The sequence below is a fragment of the Paenibacillus sp. W2I17 genome, assembly GCF_030815985.1.
Lineage (GTDB): Bacteria > Bacillota > Bacilli > Paenibacillales > Paenibacillaceae > Paenibacillus.
Map to the genome: position 1 here is coordinate 2098709 of NZ_JAUSXM010000001.1, position 18844 is coordinate 2117552.

20 protein-coding genes are annotated in these 18844 nt (G+C 45.1%); all 20 read right to left on the reverse strand.

Features of this window, described 5'->3' with window-relative positions; genetic code table 11:
* Positions 1 to 37 precede the first annotated feature (37 nt).
* Positions 38 to 832: a phosphatidate cytidylyltransferase gene (locus QF041_RS09115; protein ID WP_091031861.1), complete on the reverse strand. Its 795-nt coding sequence runs from the start codon at positions 830 to 832 to the stop codon at positions 38 to 40.
* A gap of 16 nt (positions 833 to 848) precedes the next feature.
* Positions 849 to 1616 carry an undecaprenyl pyrophosphate synthase gene (locus QF041_RS09120; RefSeq protein WP_017689151.1) on the reverse strand — a complete coding sequence of 256 codons (768 nt, stop codon included), beginning with the start codon at positions 1614 to 1616 and terminating at the stop codon, positions 849 to 851.
* Between the two features lie 89 nt (positions 1617 to 1705).
* Positions 1706 to 2260: a ribosome recycling factor gene (gene frr, locus QF041_RS09125; protein ID WP_017689152.1), complete on the reverse strand. Its 555-nt coding sequence runs from the start codon at positions 2258 to 2260 to the stop codon at positions 1706 to 1708.
* Complete coding sequence (gene pyrH, locus QF041_RS09130; protein WP_017689153.1) at positions 2260 to 2988, reverse strand: UMP kinase; 729 nt, start codon at positions 2986 to 2988, stop codon at positions 2260 to 2262. The genes frr and pyrH overlap by 1 nt, the downstream gene beginning before the upstream one ends.
* 232 nt (positions 2989 to 3220) lie before the next feature.
* Positions 3221 to 3871 (reverse strand): translation elongation factor Ts, encoded by a 651-nt coding sequence (gene tsf / locus QF041_RS09135; protein ID WP_036609326.1) that lies wholly within the window; start codon positions 3869 to 3871, stop codon positions 3221 to 3223.
* A 115-nt stretch (positions 3872 to 3986) separates the two neighbouring features.
* A complete protein-coding gene (rpsB, locus tag QF041_RS09140; RefSeq protein ID WP_017689155.1) occupies positions 3987 to 4685 on the reverse strand; it encodes a 30S ribosomal protein S2 in 699 nt (232 codons plus the stop codon).
* A gap of 296 nt (positions 4686 to 4981) precedes the next feature.
* Positions 4982 to 5608: a hypothetical protein gene (locus tag QF041_RS09145; RefSeq protein WP_307413674.1), complete on the reverse strand. Its 627-nt coding sequence runs from the start codon at positions 5606 to 5608 to the stop codon at positions 4982 to 4984.
* A 3-nt stretch (positions 5609 to 5611) separates the two neighbouring features.
* A complete protein-coding gene (locus QF041_RS09150) occupies positions 5612 to 6196 on the reverse strand; it encodes a hypothetical protein (protein WP_307413676.1) in 585 nt (194 codons plus the stop codon).
* Positions 6197 to 6261: 65 nt separating this feature from the next.
* A complete protein-coding gene (locus QF041_RS09155) occupies positions 6262 to 6576 on the reverse strand; it encodes a hypothetical protein (protein ID WP_307413677.1) in 315 nt (104 codons plus the stop codon).
* Between the two features lie 52 nt (positions 6577 to 6628).
* Positions 6629 to 8038: a flagellar assembly protein A gene (locus QF041_RS09160; RefSeq protein WP_133384327.1), complete on the reverse strand. Its 1410-nt coding sequence runs from the start codon at positions 8036 to 8038 to the stop codon at positions 6629 to 6631.
* Between the two features lie 62 nt (positions 8039 to 8100).
* Positions 8101 to 8889, reverse strand: coding sequence for a FliA/WhiG family RNA polymerase sigma factor (locus QF041_RS09165; protein WP_017689160.1), 789 nt, complete (start codon positions 8887 to 8889; stop codon positions 8101 to 8103).
* Between the two features lie 15 nt (positions 8890 to 8904).
* Positions 8905 to 9348, reverse strand: a complete 444-nt coding sequence (locus QF041_RS09170) for a hypothetical protein (RefSeq protein ID WP_307413679.1) — start codon at positions 9346 to 9348, stop codon at positions 8905 to 8907.
* 4 nt (positions 9349 to 9352) lie between these two features.
* Entirely contained in the window at positions 9353 to 9850 is a 498-nt protein-coding gene (locus QF041_RS09175) for a chemotaxis protein CheD (RefSeq protein ID WP_017689162.1), read from the reverse strand.
* On the reverse strand, positions 9843 to 10463 hold the full coding sequence (locus QF041_RS09180) for a chemotaxis protein CheC (RefSeq protein WP_091034987.1): 621 nt from the start codon (positions 10461 to 10463) through the stop codon (positions 9843 to 9845). Before QF041_RS09180 ends, QF041_RS09175 begins: the two co-directional genes overlap by 8 nt.
* A gap of 10 nt (positions 10464 to 10473) precedes the next feature.
* Positions 10474 to 10935, reverse strand: a complete 462-nt coding sequence (locus QF041_RS09185) for a chemotaxis protein CheW (RefSeq protein ID WP_091031877.1) — start codon at positions 10933 to 10935, stop codon at positions 10474 to 10476.
* Between the two features lie 41 nt (positions 10936 to 10976).
* Positions 10977 to 13049, reverse strand: a complete 2073-nt coding sequence (locus QF041_RS09190) for a chemotaxis protein CheA (RefSeq protein ID WP_307413681.1) — start codon at positions 13047 to 13049, stop codon at positions 10977 to 10979.
* A gap of 32 nt (positions 13050 to 13081) precedes the next feature.
* Positions 13082 to 14524 carry a protein-glutamate methylesterase/protein-glutamine glutaminase gene (locus QF041_RS09195; protein WP_307413682.1) on the reverse strand — a complete coding sequence of 481 codons (1443 nt, stop codon included), beginning with the start codon at positions 14522 to 14524 and terminating at the stop codon, positions 13082 to 13084.
* A gap of 32 nt (positions 14525 to 14556) precedes the next feature.
* Positions 14557 to 15444 (reverse strand): MinD/ParA family protein, encoded by an 888-nt coding sequence (locus QF041_RS09200; protein ID WP_017689167.1) that lies wholly within the window; start codon positions 15442 to 15444, stop codon positions 14557 to 14559.
* Entirely contained in the window at positions 15441 to 16793 is a 1353-nt protein-coding gene (flhF, locus tag QF041_RS09205; RefSeq protein ID WP_307413684.1) for a flagellar biosynthesis GTPase FlhF, read from the reverse strand. The genes QF041_RS09200 and flhF overlap by 4 nt, the downstream gene beginning before the upstream one ends.
* Entirely contained in the window at positions 16790 to 18823 is a 2034-nt protein-coding gene (flhA, locus tag QF041_RS09210; protein ID WP_017689169.1) for a flagellar biosynthesis protein FlhA, read from the reverse strand. Before flhA ends, flhF begins: the two co-directional genes overlap by 4 nt.
* Positions 18824 to 18844: the final 21 nt, after the last annotated feature.

The following is an 18844-nucleotide window of genomic DNA, read 5'->3' on the forward strand; positions in this document are numbered from 1 at the left end:
GGCGAACAATGCTGTTATCTCAGACTCATGTTCTTCTTTAGTAGGGCAGTAGCATTAGTATATGTACGAATGGAAAAACAACAATCCAGCTGTCGCACCGATCAAGAATGCCTCCATGCCCTGGGAGAAGACTGCCTGAATCCTTGATATTATATACACGTTTGTATGCAGACTGGATCAAGTCACCCATCTGACCTACAACTGCACAGGCAATTCCGATCACAATCGCTCTCTGCCAGGAAAGCAAACCATCTGATACTAATGCAAAAATAACAGAAGTAACAATTGCAATCACGATGCCACCCAGTGCACCCTCCACGGTTTTGTTTGGACTAATGGAAGGCCACAGTTTGTTTTTACCAATTAGTTTCCCTACAAAATAAGCTCCTGCATCACTGGCCCATATGGAGCCCAGCAACAGGAACGTCCAGAACAACCCATGATGCAGATGTCTGGATTCTGCAATGTAATAGAAACCGATTCCTATATACAACACGCCAAGGAAAAGCATCGCCACTGTATTCACGGGAACCTTATTTTTGGTGACAACCGAAGCTGTCATCAGGACAAGCATTACTATCCAGATGACCTGAAATAAGGATAGCGGTCTTGCCTCCCAAAGCATTTCCCAAGGAAACACAATGGCAAAAACACCAGCATATCCAATCAGGGCCACACCTGAAAAAGGCATCACCCCGGTCATTTTAACAAATTCATAATAACCGATGAGAGCCATAAGCAATACCAAACCATGGTACCAGGGTCCGCCCAGCATGCAAAAACCTAAAAACAACACACCTGCTATGATTCCTGTCGTTAGTCGCTGTTTCAACGGCTTCATCCTCCATCTATTTCAAACCGCCGTAACGCCTTGTTCTGCGCTGATATTCGGCTACTGCTTCAAGCAAATGCTTTTTGCCAAATTCGGGCCAGTATATATCCGTAAACCATAATTCACTATATGCAAGCTGCCAAAGCATAAAGTTGCTTAATCTCAACTCTCCACTCGTCCGGATCAGCAGATCCGGATCGGGCATGTCAACCGTCAGCATATGTCTATCAATGAGTTCAGGTGTTATGTCCTCTGCCGATAGTTCCCCCGATTTCACCTGCAGAGCGATCTGTTTAACACAGTCCGTCATTTCACGACGACTTCCATAGTTCATTGCAAAGTTCAAAACGAGACCTGTATTATGTTCCGTAAGACGAATGGCTTCCCGCAAGGCATTAATGGTATGAGAAGGTAAATGTTCCTCTTGACCCATCATGCGAATGCGCACATTTTTTTCTATAAGTTCATCCAGCTCTATGGCTAGAAATTCTTGCGGAAGTCGCATCAGAAAATCCACTTCTTCTTTTGGACGCGTCCAGTTTTCTGTCGAAAAAGCGTACATCGTCAGATATTTGATGCCCAGTTCATCCGCCGCGATGGTCGCACGTTTGACCGCCTTCATGCCATTTTGGTGCCCGGCTATACGCGGGAGTCCCAAACGTTTGGCCCATCGTCCATTGCCGTCCATGATGATGGCGACGTGCTGCGGGATATTGTCCTCGGATATAGTCAGCGTTTCCTGCTTGTCAGCCCCATTCCACCACGACCGAACCCGTTTGATCATTCCTGTTCCTCCAAAATCCCTGAAGTTTCTTTATCTGAAGCTTGGAAAAAGAGACAAAACCCCACCGTATTGGAGGGGCTGCGCTTGTCTTACACTTCCATGATTTCTTTTTCTTTGGCAGCGAGTACCTTATCGACTTCAGCAATAAACTTGTCGGTCGATTTTTGGATATCGTCCTGATGTCTCCGGGATTCATCCTCGGAAATATCTGACTTCTCCATTTTCTTGATGTCATCATTCGCGTCACGACGAATGTTACGAATCGCTACTTTACCTTCTTCACCGAACTTCTTCGTCAGCTTAACAAGTTCCGCTCTACGTTCTTCCGTCAATGCCGGAATAGACAAACGGATCATGCTACCATCATTGGCTGGAGTAAGACCCAGATCCGATTTCATGATGGCACGCTCAATGTCACCCATGGAGGATTTGTCCCAAGGCTGAATCATCAGTGTACGGGAATCCGGAGTGCTGATATTAGCGAGTTGATTCAATGGCGTCATTGCTCCATAATACTCTACCTGAATTCGGTCCAGAAGAGCTGGAGTTGCGCGGCCTGCACGCAAAGTAGCCAGGTCACGACGCAATGCTTGAATTGCTTTTTCCATACGCTCTTCGGCATGTTGTTTAACCGCTTGTGGCATTAATCTACACTCCCTTTAACGATTGTTCCGATACGTTCGCCAAGAACAACACGTTTGATGTTACCTTGTTCCGTAATGGCAAATACGATCAACGGGATGTTGTTGTCCTTACAAAGCGAGGATGCCGTCGAATCCATTACACCAAGGTCTTTGTTAAGAATATCCATGTAAGTCAACTGATCAAATTTCACAGCTGTACTGTCCTTAAACGGATCTGCTGAGTATACACCATCAACTTTATTTTTGGCCATCAAGATAACTTCTGCTTCAATCTCCGCTGCGCGCAGTGCTGCTGTTGTATCCGTGGAAAAGAACGGGTTACCTGTACCTGCTGCAAAAATAACGACCCGGCCTTTCTCCAGATGGCGAATAGCTCTACGACGAATATAAGGCTCTGCAATCTGTTGCATTGCAATAGATGTCTGTACACGCGTAGGCACTTCAATCTGTTCCAAAGCATCCTGCAGTGCCAGCGAGTTCATTACTGTCGCCAGCATACCCATATAATCGGCAGTTGCACGATCGATGCCGTTTTCACTACCGGCAATTCCACGCCAGATGTTTCCGCCGCCACATACAATAGCAACCTGTACACCAAGTGCAACAACCTCTTTTACCTGTTGGGCAATCGACGAGATCGTATCTGCATCAATACCGTAGCCGTTTTGACCGGAAAGAGACTCTCCGCTGACCTTTAAGACAACACGTTTAAATACTGGCTGTTCCAATTATTCACCCTCCACTTTGAATCGAACACGCTTGGTGTTCAACCAACAAAACTTCTCGCGCATGGCCTCCTGCTTAAAAAGAAAGGAACACAGTTGTGTTCCGCTCTTTTAGGAAAAACGTTTAACCGGTAAGGCACTGTTTTCCTGAGATATAAGGGAGTTTACGCTTCGAAGTTTCATCATTCTTATATCTTCGAAAATCAATTTTGCTCGCCGGTTTATAGAAACCGTCTTATTTGTTTACTTGGGACATTACTTCTTCTACGAAGTTGTCTACTTTTTTCTCAAGACCTTCACCCAGTTCGTAACGAACGAAACGACGGATGGAGATGTTTTCACCAATTTGGCTGATTTTTTCGTTCAGCAATTGAGAGATCGTTTTGTCTGGATCTTTAACGAAAGTTTGTTCCAGCAGGCAGTACTCTTCGTAGTATTTACCGATACGGCCTTCAACCATTTTTTCAATGATTTTCTCTGGTTTGCCTTCGTTAAGAGCTTGAGCTTTCAGGATTTCTTTTTCTTTTTCCAGCTCATCTGCAGGAACTTCTTCGCGTGTAACGAATTTAGGATTAGCTGCAGCGATTTGCATAGCTACATCTTTAACGAAATCCTTAAATTGATCCGTTTTACCAACGAAGTCTGTTTCACAGTTAACTTCAACCAAGACACCAATACGTCCACCAGCGTGGATGTAAGATTCAACAACGCCTTCAGTTGCTGCACGGCCTGCTTTGCTTGCTGCTGCAGAAAGACCTTTCTCACGCAACAATTCAGCTGCTTTTGTTACATCACCGTTTGCTTCTTCCAGTGCTTTTTTGCAATCGAGCATACCAGCGCCCGTTCTTTCGCGAAGTTCTTTTACTGCACTCGCATTAACTGCCATTATAAATTCCCTCCAACATTAAGTATTGTACGTACACTCTAAAAAAAGGGCAGTGAGAGGTTATCCACCTGCCAACCACCCTTTTCATTTAGTTTATAACATATGTTCGAATCTATTAAGCGGAAGTTTCTTCGCCTTGGTTAGCTTCGATTACAGCATCAGCCATTTTACCTGTCAGCAATTTAACAGCGCGAATCGCGTCGTCATTACCTGGGATAACATAATCGATCTCATCCGGATCGCAGTTAGTATCAACGATACCAACAATTGGGATACCCAATTTGCGAGCTTCCGCAACAGCGATACGCTCTTTGCGTGGATCGATGATGAACAGGGCGCTTGGCAGGCCTTTCATATTTTTAATACCGCCCAAGAATTTCTCCAGACGATCTTTTTCTTTGCGAAGCAAGATAACTTCTTTTTTAGGCAATACAGCGAATGTACCGTCTTCTTCCCAAGCTTCCAACTGTTTCAAACGATCAATACGTTTTTGAATAGTTTGGAAGTTAGTCAGGGTACCGCCAAGCCAGCGTTGGTTAATGTAAAATTGACCAGCACGTTCAGCTTCTTCTTTAACGGAATCTTGAGCTTGTTTCTTAGTACCCACGAAAAGAATTTTACCATTCTCTCCTGCGATTCCTTTAACGAAGTTGTAAGCCTCTTCGACTTTTTTCACCGTCTTTTGCAAGTCGATGATATAAATTCCGTTTCTTTCAGTGAAGATATAACGATCCATTTTTGGGTTCCAACGACGAGTTTGGTGACCGAAGTGTACCCCAGCTTCGAGAAGCTGCTTCATGGAGATTACTGCCATCTTCACACACCTCCTAATATGGTTTTTATTGTGTCCTCCGCCGGCATCATTTTTCGCCAAGACTCTCCATAAGGAAAGCACCCTCAACAAAATTAGCACATGCGTGTGTTTTAACACCGTTATCTAATATAGCATAACTGACTGTCCGATGCAACAGTCTTTAAAGTTAAAATCTACTTTTCGTTTTTTGCTAGTATCGAATCATTTTAAACTTGATATGTAACTCAGGCGCTAATTATTATCAAGCTTTGAAAATGTACCGTTTAATACGCAAAAACCGTCCTGTCCGAGCATGCTCAGTTTGACGGTTCTTTCGTAATTTTTGCGATAATGGATTTGAAACTTTCGCCTTTTTCAAGCGCATAGGTACCCACCTGGATTTTGGTATTGATTCGCTCAGCCTTGCCAGCTTTTATGAATGCTTGAGCATCATCTACGATTCCCGCGGTTTTCAGGTTTGCTGCAACGATCGCCAGACTATTGCCTGAACGTACTTTGAATGATACTGTTGCGCCTTTCGGATTGCTCGGCGTTACAGGTTCTGTTGTCTTCGGCTCAGTTATCTCTTTTTGCCCTTCACCTTCACTTGCAGCAGGCTCTTGTGGCTTCTCAGGCTCTGCAGGTGTCTCCGTAGAGGTTACTGTCTCAGGTGGTGTTGCTGTTTCCCCTTGCAACTCACTGCTTTCCTGCTTTTTCTTCTCAACCCACTCAGCTTCTGTGTACAATTCCTCTTCAGAACCGACCACCTTCATATCCAGGCTTTTTGCGGCTGTTTCAAGTTGTTCTTTGGTTATATTGGCGATCTGCTCGGGGTCCAGATTACTATCCGACAATGCATTTTGCCCAACTGTGGCCAGTTGAAGCAAAACCGCACCAATAATCATGCCGCTCCCCAGACCAATCCATAAGGATCGCTTGTCCATGACTTAGCTTTCCTCCCGTTCTGCCAGTTGCAGTATTAACTGTACCTCACCACGCTGAATGCCTGTCTGCTTGGATATGGCATCCATCGACTTACCTTCAGCATGTAGATTAAAGAGTTCTGCATATCGATCTTTAATCGACTCACGTTGTGGCAAAGATTCGACTTCACTGGTCTGTTGGTCTGCTTCTAACGCCTGCTGGGCCGCCTCTGCTTGGACACTTTTCACGAGCGCTTGTGCTTGCAAACCTTCGGAAGATTGTACAGATACATTACCGGAGTGTGGAACAGGTGATGCGACAGCTTCATTCTTTTTGCTCTGTTCCAGCTGATCCAACCGCTGCTGTAATTCCTGAAGTTGCAATTGCATACGTTGATCGGCTGCTGTCGCTTCTCCCTTCATTTCAGCCACACGTTGAATAAGAGCATCATTATCATTTTCGATCTCGGTCATGTAGTGTTCAAGCGTAGATTCCATCTCCTGCACCAGTTGATGCCCAGGCTCTTGCGCCTTGTTTTTCCGAGGCATAATACAAGCGTAGGCGATGGCGCAGGCCCCTAATATGACAATAATGATCCATGGTGACAAATTGGGTTCTCTCCTTCTGATTCAACCATCGGTGCGCAAGACTGCATGTCCATAACAACCATTTATTATAAAGACAGATCTATGTGTTTTCCCTTGTACGGGTGCTCTGCAGGTTTGACAGGTTCTTGAGCCTGAGCATTCTCCTGTCCATCGGAACCACTCTGCTGATCCCCATCATGGTTATGACCATCACGCACCGAAGTCTGTGAAGTTTCGTCCATTGCTTCACTTCGTTGCCTTGCTTCATTTGCTTCTTTCGACGTTTGCTCTGCCAAAAGATTCTGATCCGTAATCGGTCGCTGCTGGGCTTCACTTTGATAACGTCCCGCTTCACTTGTTCGTGGTACCGCAATCTGCAACTCCACTGCTTTGAAACTCATACGCTCACCTCACGGTTTCGAATGGATTTCTTCCTGTGCCTGAATGCTGTACTTAAACGTATGGAACCATCGTAATATCACCATCGTGATAATAAAATGAAATTCGACTCACTGGATCTTTAATAAATTTCGTGTATCTGCCGATAACTATTTTAGAGCCTCCATAAATCATCTTCAGAATATCAACACGAGCCTTACTTGTATCTTCAAGTGCCTTTTCAATTTCAAAGATACGCATTTTCGTTTCTTCACTTATACGAAGAGCAGATTTCTGCGTAGCATTCAGCTTGATTCGCATCGACATCTTATCTGGAGTTAGTTGTCCAGCGGCAGCTAATTGATCCAGCAATGTCAAAGCTTTCTTCGTTTTGTCCAAGGAATCCATCTGCTCTCTGACTTCCTTGCGCAAATCATTGAGTTCGTTACGCAGCTTTGGTAGCACACCAACTTCAATGGAAGTGACCGTGGACATGCTGTTGCCCACAACACGCGCTGAGACGTTCTGACCAGCCTGGATCGAGCCACCAACAATAAGACCCTTGGTTCCCGCACAGATGACACCGTGGCCAGCACGAATATTGGAATGCATAATACTTTGGGAAACCAGAACATCTTCACCGGCATCCACGTTGCCTTCTTGAATGAAAGTACATTTAACATTATGGCCTGCTTGTACCAGTCCTTTGTTATAACCAATAATACCACCGGTAATTTCGATTGAGCCGCCTGCTTCCAGTTCAGCTCCTTCGACACCTCCGACGACACGAATGTCACCTGCTGCTTTTACTTTAAATCCGGTGAGTACATTGCCTCGTATGACAACTGTGCCTACAAAGTCGATATTACCGTTATTGTAGTCAACGTCACCATTGACTTCATAAACCGGAAACACATTCAGTTTGTTACCGTCCGTTTTGGTAACCAGCCCATCCAGTGCAGCATACATCGCAGAACCATCCGGGTTAATCACAACGTTTTTCCCAACTTTAAACCGAGCTTCTTTTCCCGGACGATAAGGAATTTCCTCACCCGTTACTGCCCTGCCTGGTATGCCATCGCTAGGAGCGATCCGCTCTGCAATGATCTGACCACTACGGACATTGTTTAACCGGGTCACTTCTTTGTAATCGACAGTTCCATCTTCCGATTCCAGTGGTCGTCGTTCATTCGTATCGTCCATTCCAACCAGAACCTTGATGAAGCCATCTGTTCCTTGAATGGGAGCGACACCTTCTGCAATCTTGTATTTATCTTTCAAATAGGTTTCAGGGTTGCTCACAAAAAGTAATAATGCCTCTCGCGATACACCTTGTTTGATGCCCTTGTCCGCCACAAATTGTTCAAGTTCATCGATCGTGCAGGCAAAGCCTTCTTCCTCTTTGGAAAATTCAAGGTAGGCTGTGCATTTGTCGTCCGATAAAACAATGTTTAAACATTGTTCCAAAGCAGTCCGCTGTGTCACTGCAATTCTTCCCCCTTTTAGACTTTCCACTCCCCAAACTCCAATGATATTACTTCTCTCTATTAATCTTTACGCATCAACAAATCTTTCTGTTTGTCCAACGTGCCGCGTAATCGTAATATTGCTTTGGAATGTAACTGGGATATACGAGACGGAGAAAGAGACATAACCTCAGCAATTTCACTAAGAGAAAGATCTTCGTAATACAAGAGTGAAACAACCGTTCTCTCTTTTACCGTCAACTTGTCAAGCCCTTGCACCAAAGCTTCCTTCAAATAAAACTCATTCACTTTATAATCCGGATTTTTGGCTTTCTCATCCACCATCAAAGACAGACGAGTCTCAGACTCTTCCTCACGAATTGGGTCCTCCAGCGAGCAAAGTGACATGACTGCCACTTCCTGAAGCATATGTTGAAAATCTTTAGTGGATACGTCCAAGTACTCGCTCATTTCTTCATCACTAACGGACCTGAGATAACTTTGTTCCAGCTGTTGGTAGGCGTCTTCAATTCGCTTGGCCTTCTCACGCACAGAACGCGGAACCCAATCACCTTGACGCAGACCGTCAAGAATGGCTCCGCGGACCCTCCATGATGCATAAGTTTCAAATTGCAGACCACGTTCATAGTCGAACTTCTCCAATGCATCAATTAACCCCATAACACCATTGCTCTCCAAGTCATCCTTGGGAACATTTTTGGGCAAACCAACAGCCAGTCGACCGGATACATAATTTACAATATGAAGATACTTTTCAATCAAAGTTTTCTTAGCTTCAAGATCTCCATGTTCTTTCCACTTTTCCCACAGATCAGAATGGTTCAAATGTGAAGCTTTACGCTCGTTCAATTGCTTTCACCCTCCTTATTTGTCTGTCAGGTGACGAACGGCCTGCGCCAATTCCTCCGGATCCTTGGTCCGGACAAGTTTAGGCGGATCCAAAGGGGCGAATCCCGTTGGAGCTTTCGTCTCAGATGGCGGAAGATCGTCCCCAGATGAAGCGTTCTGTCCACTCTTGAGCAAATCATTCAGCTCTTGTCCATCGTCTTCGATTTTAATGTCCACCTGTGAACCTCTTTGATCTTGAGCACTTGGTGAATCATAACCATACCCATTTCCCTCGATCTGAGGGTTCAGCAGCAATCCCAATCCCCAGCGTAAACCATATGCAAGGACAAACCAGGCTACGAATCCGATCAATCCGCGAATTAAACTGGTCATCAGCACATTGCTGCTGTATGCTACAAAAAAAGTAAGAATAAACCCAACGATGCCTGCTCCAAGATTAAAGCGGTAGTTTCCTATCATAGTCTTATAGTTCCTTTACACCCATTTGTACACTTCGAATAGTCAAAAGTCCAGTTTCACAGTCCATCTCAATCGTTCGTCCATAATTCCCACCCGTATCTTCTGCTAGAAGAGGGATATTGAGTTTTTGAAGCCACTCTCGACAAGAATCTGCATTCCTTGGTCCAATGCGCATTGTATCTCCAGCGCCAGCAAAGGCAAACATCTGAGAGCCTCCGGCCATTTTAGACACAATACGTGAGTGAGAAGCGCCTAGTTTTATCATCTTTTCCAAAAGCTCAGGCAACGCCGTATCCGCATATTTCGCAGTGTTCAGTTTCCCTTCACGGGCGATCTCTGAAGTAGGAAGCATGACATGCGCCATTCCAGCCAGCTTCAAATGTGGGTCATACATTGTTAATCCCACACACGAGCCCAAGCCAGTCGTACGGATTACACCAGGAAGATGAGCGATGTTTAAATCCGCCATACCGACTTTAACGACGCTTTTGTCCTCAATCATGGCTCAGTGGCACCCCTAGCGATTCAAATATCTTTGCAAAGGATGGTGGATCCGGAATGAGGAAAAACTGACCCTCAACTTGATCTTCACCTTCAAAGAAAGATGTGTCAATCAACAATGCAGCGTCACCCATCTCGCCAAATTGCAGCAAGCCATAACTTAGAATGGCACCTGCCATGTCGATGGCAAGTCCAGGGACAGTTGGATACATAGACAACTTCGTGAAATCTGCCAAAGAAGAAAGATAGGATCCAGCCAAAATATTTCCAATCTCGGAAAGCGCTGATTGTTCCATATCTGTAAAAGCGAGTCCTTCTTTCAGATCAAACCCGGCAAGTCTATTCAACAACATTTTAGCAGCCTCTGGTGTCATCATAAAGAAAAGATTTCCCGGTGCTTCGCCTTCTACACGAAGAAACACGGTAACCACGATGCGTTCATCTCCGCCCACTTTTTCGGCAACTTCTTCAAAAGGGAGCATTTGTACTGTAGGTACACCCATGTCAATCGGTCTGTTGAGGAGTTGAGACAACGCCGTTGCGGCGTTGCCTGCTCCAATGTTACCGACCTCTTTGAGCACATCCATCTGGAATACCTCAAATCGGTTGAACATCTCCACGGTACTAGCCCTCAACACTTTCCAGCTGTACAATCTCGCTTTTATTTAATACTTCGTTTAGGTTGAGCATAATCAACAAGCGTGAATCCTCCAATTTAGCAACACCCCGCAGGTATCTCGCTTTGACGCCGCCGACCACTTCTGGCGGGCTATCGATCGCACTGCTCTTGATATCAATAACATCATTGGCAGAATCTACGATAAAGCCAACTTGCATGTCGTCTACACCTACGATAACAATACGAGTCTGATCCGTGTATTCCGTTTCCGGAAGGGAGAAACGACCGCGTAGATCAATAACCGGAATTACAACACCGCGTAGATTAATAACTCCTTTTACAAAGGAAAGTGTCTTGGGAACACGGGTAATTGGCATCATACGCTCAATCGTCTGAACCTTATCTACCTCAATACCATACTCTTCGGTACCCAATTTAAAGACGATGACTTTCAACTCTTCTTCCATGTAAAAAACCTCCCTATTAAATGTAAGACTTAGCTCTATGCTTATTTAATAAATGCATTAGGATCAAGAATCAGGGCTACTTGTCCATCTCCGAGAATGGTTGCTCCAGAGATTCCTTCAATAGCAGGAAGATAGGTTCCCATTGATTTGAGAACAATCTCACTTTGTCCAATAAATTCTTCAACAGCTACGGCTGCAAGACGGTCGCCTTTGCGAATCACGACAATTTCTGTTTCCTGCTCATCAGCGTCATTGAAATCCGGTACGGAGAAAACTTCGCTCAAAGACAAGTACGGAATCAGTGACTCACGGAACGTGATCATTTTATTGCCGTGAATATTACGCACTTGCTCACGTTGTACAATGGCCGTCTCTACAATGGAGGACAACGGAACAGCGTATTTCTCTGAACCAAGTCGTACAAGCATTGCAGCAATAATGGATAGAGTCAACGGAAGCTGAACAGAGAAGTTCGTGCCTTTGCCTGGAGTTGAATGAATGGTTACATTACCGCCAAGCGAAGTGATCTTCGATTTTACTACATCCAAGCCAACGCCCCGGCCAGAGATATCCGAGATAATATCAGCAGTACTAAAACCAGGTGCGAACAACAGTTGATTCACTTCATCGTCACTCATCTTGGCACCTTGTTCTTCGGTTACAACACCACGTTTGATCGCGGTTTTCAAAAGCTTGTCGCGATAGATACCTTTACCATCATCTTCAATCTCGATAAATACGTGATTTCCACTGTGGAAGGCACGCAGGTTTACTGTACCCATCTCTGGTTTACCTGCGGCTACACGCTCTGAAATGGATTCCACACCATGGTCAACCGCGTTACGCAGTAAATGCACAAGCGGATCACCAATCTCATCAATTACCGTACGATCCAGTTCCGTCTCAGCACCTGTAATCACCAAATCGATTTTTTTATCAAGTGTCTTAGCCAGATCACGGATCATGCGCGGGAATCGATTAAATACGGTATCTACCGGAACCATCCGCAATTTCAGTACAATATTTTGCAAATCTGTGCTAACTCGACTTAAATGAGCTACTGTATCGGATAAATCATTGTTGCCTGTTTCACTGGCCAATTGCTCCAGACGTGAACGGTCGATCAACAATTCACTGAACAGGTTCATCAATACGTCGAGACGTTCAATATCCACACGAATGGTACGTGAAGGTGCAGCAGCTTGCTTCGGTGCAGCTGTTTTAGCTGGTGCCGTTGTGGTTTCTTCTTTGGGTACAGAATTCTTATCCGGCGAAGCAACCTCAGCTACAGCTGTTGGTGCGGGTGGCGCTTCAACTGTAGCTGCTACCTGATTGGCCATCTGCTGAAGAGTCTCCTGATCCAGTTGAATGAGCTTCGCACTTTCAATTTCAGAGATACTCTTGATGCCTTCTTCCAGTTCGTGCGCCTCTTTAGTTGTTATGTAATACAACGAGAAACTGCGCTCAAACTTCTCCTGCTCAATATCCTGAACGGATGGGTAAGCCTTAACGACTTCACCTGAACGTTCCAGCATATCAAAGACCATATAAGCCCGTACACCTTTTAACTGGCTATGCTCGCTAACAAGCACATCCACGTAGAACACACGATGACCTTCGGCGATCGACTGATCCAGCACTGAATATTGGAATTCATCCAGCTCCACAGCCGAAGAGATTGAAGCGTTAGCCGGCTTGTTTGTTTCTGTAGCAGGTCCATTTCCGTTTGTCATTTCACCATTTTCAATGGCCTGAAGTGAAGCTACGATTGACGACACATCTGCTTTACCTTGTCCACCTTCGGTAATATCCTGAACCATGGTTTCCAAAGCGTCCAGACTCTTGAACATGGTATCAAAAATGTAATCCTGCATTTTCAACTTCTCATTACGAACCAGATCCAACACATTTTCCATTTTATGTGTCAGTGATGCCAAATCTTCAAAGCCCATAGTTGCTGCCATACCCTTCAAGGTATGAGCAGAGCGGAATATAACCTGAACTATGCCCAGGTCTTCCGGATTGCCTTCAAGTTGAAGCATGTTTTCGTTAAGCGATTGCAGATGATCATTAGACTCATCAATAAACATGGATAAATATTGGTTCATGTCCATTGTGAGGCACCTCCTCCGTGAGTTACACTCCGTTATTTCACTGCTTGAACAAGTTTAGATGCAATCTCCTGCAATGGCAGAAGATGACGAACGCATTGCAGCTCTACAGCAGAACGCGGCATACCATATACAACACATGTTTCTTCATTCTCGGCAAAGGTTGATGTAACTCCAGCTTCGTATAATCTCTTCATCATACGTGCTCCATCACTTCCCATTCCCGTCAGCAAAACAAGATGCCTTTGTAAAGATGTAAACGGCAGAAGTGACTCAAACATCGTATCCACTGAAGGTCTATGTCCATTCACTGGTTGATCTTCAGTCAGCTTCACGATAAACTTCCCGTCTGCTGTTTTGTTAACTTTCACATGGAATCCGCCGGGTGCTATATAGGCGGTTCCTTTTTTCAGAACCATGCCCTCTTCAGCTTCAACCACATGCAGTGGACTGAATGTATTCAATCGTTGAGCCAGAGAACGTGTGAAATTGGGCGGCATATGCTGCACAATAATGACCGGTGCAGGCAAATCAGCAGGCAACTGCTCAAGCAATGTCTTGAGAGCCCTCGGTCCACCCGTAGAACAACCTATTGCCACAAGTTTGTTGAATGGTCCCTCCAGCCCCCCTCCACCTTTGGTGACAGGATTGGGCTTGATTACATCCTTGGCTTTTGCAGAGGCAGAGGTTGCCGCTATTTGATCAGCTGCCACTCTAGCTGCATTAGGTAGTCGAACTTCCTTTGGAGTCTGTACTGGATTAGCTGACCTCACTGCTTTTTCTGCCTTCGTCCCCAAATTGCGTTCAGCCTTTGGCAATGGCTCCGGTTTATTCTCTACGCGACCTGGTTTTGAAGGTGACAATGGTTCAATTGGTTTCTTTGATTTGGCCTGAAAGGCTTCAGTCCGTTCTCGAAGAGAGCGTTGACTCGTCTCGACAGGTTCGATCGTTTTTTTCACAGGCTCCGCTCGATCCCTGGCCGGCAGTTCTTTCTGTACTGGCTGAGTTGGGGGAGCAACTGCTCCTCGCAACATGTCTCTATTTTTCATGGATAACTCACGATCAGCTTTTCTTTTGATCTCATTCATCGCAGCACGCATGCGCTCAACCAAGGCTTTACCAACTTGAGCAATATCCTGGTCATGTGAAATAGATGGTTTGCGAATGAAGTCAAATGCCCCGGCTTCAAGCGCCATAATGGTTTCTTTCATGCCTTGTTCATTGATACCAGAGAGCATAATCACAGGAACGAAGGATTCCTTCATAATTGATTTTAATGCATCCAACCCATTCATTTCGGGCATCTCAACGTCCATTGTAATAATATCGGGTTTCAATTCTAGTGATTTTTGAATCGCTTCTCTACCGTTTGATGCCGTTGCCGTTACCTTGAATTCCGGATCCGCTTGGATCAAATCCGTAACAATCTTACGCATAAAAGCGGAATCATCGACAACCAATACTTGATACGCCGCCATGTTGTGTCACCCCTGTTTCCTTTATTCAGAAATCATGTTGTCCGTTTAAGCCACTTATTCATAAATCCCCTGATTCCTGTCAAGGTTCCGGATCCCGGAGTTGCAGGTACAGCCAGATAACGAAGAGCAAGTTTCTCTATATCTTTGGAGGCTTTGGCATTGGGATAAGCCAGACTATAGGGCATTTGCCTTTTAACCGCCTTGACTACCTGGGCGTCTTCTGAAATATACCCAAGCAGCGGAATATCCGTCTGCAAAAACCGCCTCGCCACTCCAGCTATTTTTTCTGCCACCCGTTCCGCTTCTCGTTCGTCTTCCACCCGGTTAACGATCATCCGAAAGGGCGTAGCATTTTCCTGGCCGTGCATAACTTTGACTAAAGCATAAGCATCGGTTATTGAAGTCGGTTCAGGTGTAGTTATAATCAGGCATTCATCAGCAGCACCGATAAACTTCATATTCTCTCTGGAGAGTCCTGCCCCAGTGTCAAAGATGACATAATCCATTTCCTGGGCAATATCCTCGACTTGACTGGCGAAGAACTCCAGATCACGATCAGACAATGAGAACAACTCTTTCATGCCCGATCCTCCAGCAATGTAAGGCAAGCCACTGGCACCCAGTTGTATGATTTCCCTTATGGATTTTTGTCGGTACAACAGGTGGTAAAGATTATAGGAAGAAGACGTACCCATAAGAACATCAATATTAGCCATTCCAATATCGGCATCAAATACAAGTACCTTTTGCCCCAAAGCCTGCAATGCCAAGGCAAAGTTCAGTGTGAAATTGGATTTACCAACACCTCCCTTACCACTGGCCACAGTAATGATTTTCGAGGATCGAATATCTCGCTCAATGCCTTCCAATTCCAAAGGCGCGGAGACCATACTTCGAAGTGCAGCTGCCTGATCCTTCATTGTGACCATTCTCCCAGCAACTGTTTAGACAACGAATCTGCATCTGGTTTCAACAAATCGTCCGGAACATTTTGTCCATTTGCCACATATGCGAGCTTGAGTGGAAAACGGTGTAACAAGTTAAATAGCGGACCGCAGCTCCCCGTCTCATCCATTTTGGTGAAAATCACCTTATCCAGTCCATATTTACTGAAATGTTCCGTGATCTGCACCATATCAGCACTTTTGGAAGTCATACTCATGACCAGAAAGGTTTCGCTATTCTCTACAGGAGCAAGCAAACTTTGCAGTTCCGAAACAAGTAATTCATTTCTGTAGTTTCTACCCGCTGTATCCATAAAGATCAAATCACAATTCTCTAATCGAGAAATGGCACGTTGTGTATCACCGGGCGATTGCACCACCTCAAGTGGAACATTCAGTATAGATGCATACGTTCTAAGCTGTTCTACTGCCGAAATCCGATACGTGTCTGATGTAATGAATCCAACTTTACGCTGTTTTTTGAACATTTGTTCAGCAGCCAATTTTGCAATTGTCGTGGTTTTCCCTACACCAGTTGGTCCAGCTACATAGACGATTCGCGTGGTAGGAAGAATGCCTTCTTCAATACGATGCTCCAAAAAGTGCATGACCTCAAGCTTCACTACTTGTTCTACATCCTGTTCTTTCAATCCACCCTCAGACCATTTTGCTTGAATTGAATCAAACCAGGATTCCCATACTTCCGGCCAGACATCTTGTTCTGTCAAACGTTCTCGGATCATATGCAGTTCCTCTGGCACAGGGTCCGCAGAAATACCTTGCTTTGTAAGCCTGGTCACCATCTGTTTAAGATCCTGCAATTCAGTCATCAACTTATCCTGCTGCAGGTCTGAACCTGTTGGCTCCGGACCAGTTGTTGAACCCGAAAAATCCGCCCCTTGCGGTCGCGGTTTATGATCCGTGCTCGAAGAACCTGAGCCGCTGTCTATGTCTGAACCGATATAACGCGATTCAAACACAGACGGCGCAGCCGCAGATTGGTCCTGTACACTTTGATCAGCTGTATTCGTTGTCGCCGACTCATCAGAAGCCGCAACAAACGAACGAGCTGTTTGCCGGTAAGCTTCAGGTACAAATGCACGAGGTACAGGTGTGAATTGATTTTGTACTGGCTTTGTTGTTTGCTTGTTTTCTTCCTTATCCACTGCAGCTACAACTTCGATCCGTTTTTTGCGAAACATTCCCATCACACCGCCCACCTTAATCTCTTTGGTGGACAGAATAACGGCATCACTTCCCAGGTCTTTGCGAATTTGAAGCATAGCTTCGGGCATGGTCTCAACAACGTATTGTTTTACTCTCATAAGTTCACCACCCCGATACTTTGAATTTCAACATTCGGCTCCAACTCGCTATAGGAAAGCACAGGAATGTCCTGCATAGTACGTTCAATAACCTGACGCAGATACATCCGAATGGTTGGAGAAGTTAATACAACAGGTTGTTGACCTGATTGAATCAAACGGTTCACTTGTTCACTGAGCTTCTGATATACACTTTGTGTAGATACAGGGTCTAACGCAAGATAACTGCCTTGATCCGATTGTTGCACACTTTCAGCAATTTTCTTCTCAAGACCAGGTCCAACCGTGATCACTCGAAGTGTCTCACCTTTCTGTGAGAACTGCTGAGTAATCTGACGTGAGAGGGATTGTCTGACGTATTCAGTCAGCACATCAGGATCCTTCGTATACGTACCATAGTCAGCCAGTGTCTCGAAGATGGTAACCATATCACGAATAGATATTTTCTCACGCAATAACTTGGCAAGCACTTTCTGTACATCACCAATGGAAAGTAGAGAAGGGATCAGTTCATCCACAAGGGCAGAATAGTTCTCTCTGAGATTATCCACAAGTGCTTTTGTCTCTTGTCTTCCAAGTAACTCATGCGCATGTTTCTTAATCAGCTCCGTCAGATGTGTAGCCACAACGGAAGGCGGATCAACTACCGTATATCCTGCAAGTTCTGCTCTGTCTTTGGTTACTTCATCAATCCATAGTGCTGGAAGTCCAAAAGCAGGCTCCGTCGTTTCAATACCTGTCACAGACTCCTCATCATAGCCAGGACTCATGGCAAGGTAATGATTCAACAACAGTTCTCCGCCGCCTACCACATTACCCTTGATTTTGATAACATACTCATTGGGTCTGAGCTGGATATTATCTCGAATCCGTATGACCGGAACGACCAACCCCAGTTCCAGAGCACACTGCCTCCGAATCATAATGATTCGATCCAATAAGTCCCCACCCTGCTGATTATCAGCAAGCGGGATTAAACCATAACCAAATTCAAACTCAATAGGGTCCACCTGAAGCAGGTTAATTACACTTTCAGGACTTCTAACCTCTTCAATCTGCTGTTCTTCTTCCAACTGTTCTTCCGCTACTTGTTTCAAATTCAGATTATTCTGCATACGCCACGCTGCATATGCCAACACACCTGCCAACGGAAGTGTAGTAATAACATGAATTGGTGTGAAGAAACCGAGCATGGCAATAACGAAAGCTACGATATAAATAAGTATTGGATATGTAAACAGTTGCCCCGTAATATCATCTGCCAAGTTTCCTTCTGATGACGCTCTGGTGACGATAAGTCCTGCTGCTGTGGAAATAAGGAGAGCAGGGATTTGGCTTACCAATCCATCTCCGATAGTCAATACAGAGTACGTTGACATTGCATCTGCGAAAGCCATCCCATGAACAGTCATACCGATTATAAATCCACCAATGAGATTGATCAGGAGGATGATAATACTTGCAATTGCGTCACCTTTTACGAATTTACTTGCTCCATCCATCGCTCCATAGAAATCGGCTTCACGTTCAATTTTGGAACGACGCTCACGAGCTTGTTGCTCGTTGATCAGACCCGCATTCAGATCCGCATCAATACTCATTTGTTTACCAGGCATCGCATCGAGGGTGAATCGGGCAGCAACTTCAGCTACGCGTTCGGACCCCTTTGTAATAACGATAAACTGAACGACAACGAGGATCAAAAACACGATAAATCCAATCGCAATTTGCCCTCCAGCAATCCAGCTACCAAAGGTAGCAACTACAGCTCCGGCATCCCCATCACCAAGGATTAGCTTGGTTGTCGAAATGTTCAGTGCCAGTCGGAATAGTGTGGTGATCAACAGCAAAGCTGGAAAAATAGAAAACTGCAACGCTTCTTTGCTATTCATTGCAACAAGGAGTATCATCAGAGCAATTGAAATATTGACGACCAGCAACAAGTCCAACAGCCAGGTCGGGATCGGAAGAATCATCATCAACACAATGCCAATGATACCCGCAAGGACAGCTATATCTTTAATCTTCAATGAATGTACGGCCTCCGATCC

Excerpts from the sequence above, each read along its gene's own strand:
- QF041_RS09120 (WP_017689151.1), bottom strand. The coding sequence starts at position 1,616 with ATGATCAAACGGGTTCGGTCGTGGTGGAATGGGGCTGACAAGCAGGAA.
- frr (WP_017689152.1), bottom strand. The coding sequence starts at position 2,260 with ATGCCACAAGCGGTTAAACAACATGCCGAAGAGCGTATGGAAAAAGCA.
- tsf (WP_036609326.1), bottom strand. The coding sequence starts at position 3,871 with ATGGCAGTTAATGCGAGTGCAGTAAAAGAACTTCGCGAAAGAACGGGC.
- rpsB (WP_017689155.1), bottom strand. The coding sequence starts at position 4,685 with ATGGCAGTAATCTCCATGAAGCAGCTTCTCGAAGCTGGGGTACACTTC.
- QF041_RS09145 (WP_307413674.1), bottom strand. The coding sequence starts at position 5,608 with ATGGACAAGCGATCCTTATGGATTGGTCTGGGGAGCGGCATGATTATT.
- QF041_RS09155 (WP_307413677.1), bottom strand. The coding sequence starts at position 6,576 with ATGAGTTTCAAAGCAGTGGAGTTGCAGATTGCGGTACCACGAACAAGT.
- QF041_RS09170 (WP_307413679.1), bottom strand. The coding sequence starts at position 9,348 with ATGATAGGAAACTACCGCTTTAATCTTGGAGCAGGCATCGTTGGGTTT.
- QF041_RS09175 (WP_017689162.1), bottom strand. The coding sequence starts at position 9,850 with ATGATTGAGGACAAAAGCGTCGTTAAAGTCGGTATGGCGGATTTAAAC.
- QF041_RS09180 (WP_091034987.1), bottom strand. The coding sequence starts at position 10,463 with ATGTTCAACCGATTTGAGGTATTCCAGATGGATGTGCTCAAAGAGGTC.
- QF041_RS09185 (WP_091031877.1), bottom strand. The coding sequence starts at position 10,935 with ATGGAAGAAGAGTTGAAAGTCATCGTCTTTAAATTGGGTACCGAAGAG.
- QF041_RS09190 (WP_307413681.1), bottom strand. The coding sequence starts at position 13,049 with ATGGACATGAACCAATATTTATCCATGTTTATTGATGAGTCTAATGAT.
- QF041_RS09195 (WP_307413682.1), bottom strand. The coding sequence starts at position 14,524 with ATGGCGGCGTATCAAGTATTGGTTGTCGATGATTCCGCTTTTATGCGT.
- QF041_RS09200 (WP_017689167.1), bottom strand. The coding sequence starts at position 15,444 with ATGAAGGATCAGGCAGCTGCACTTCGAAGTATGGTCTCCGCGCCTTTG.
- flhF (WP_307413684.1), bottom strand. The coding sequence starts at position 16,793 with ATGAGAGTAAAACAATACGTTGTTGAGACCATGCCCGAAGCTATGCTT.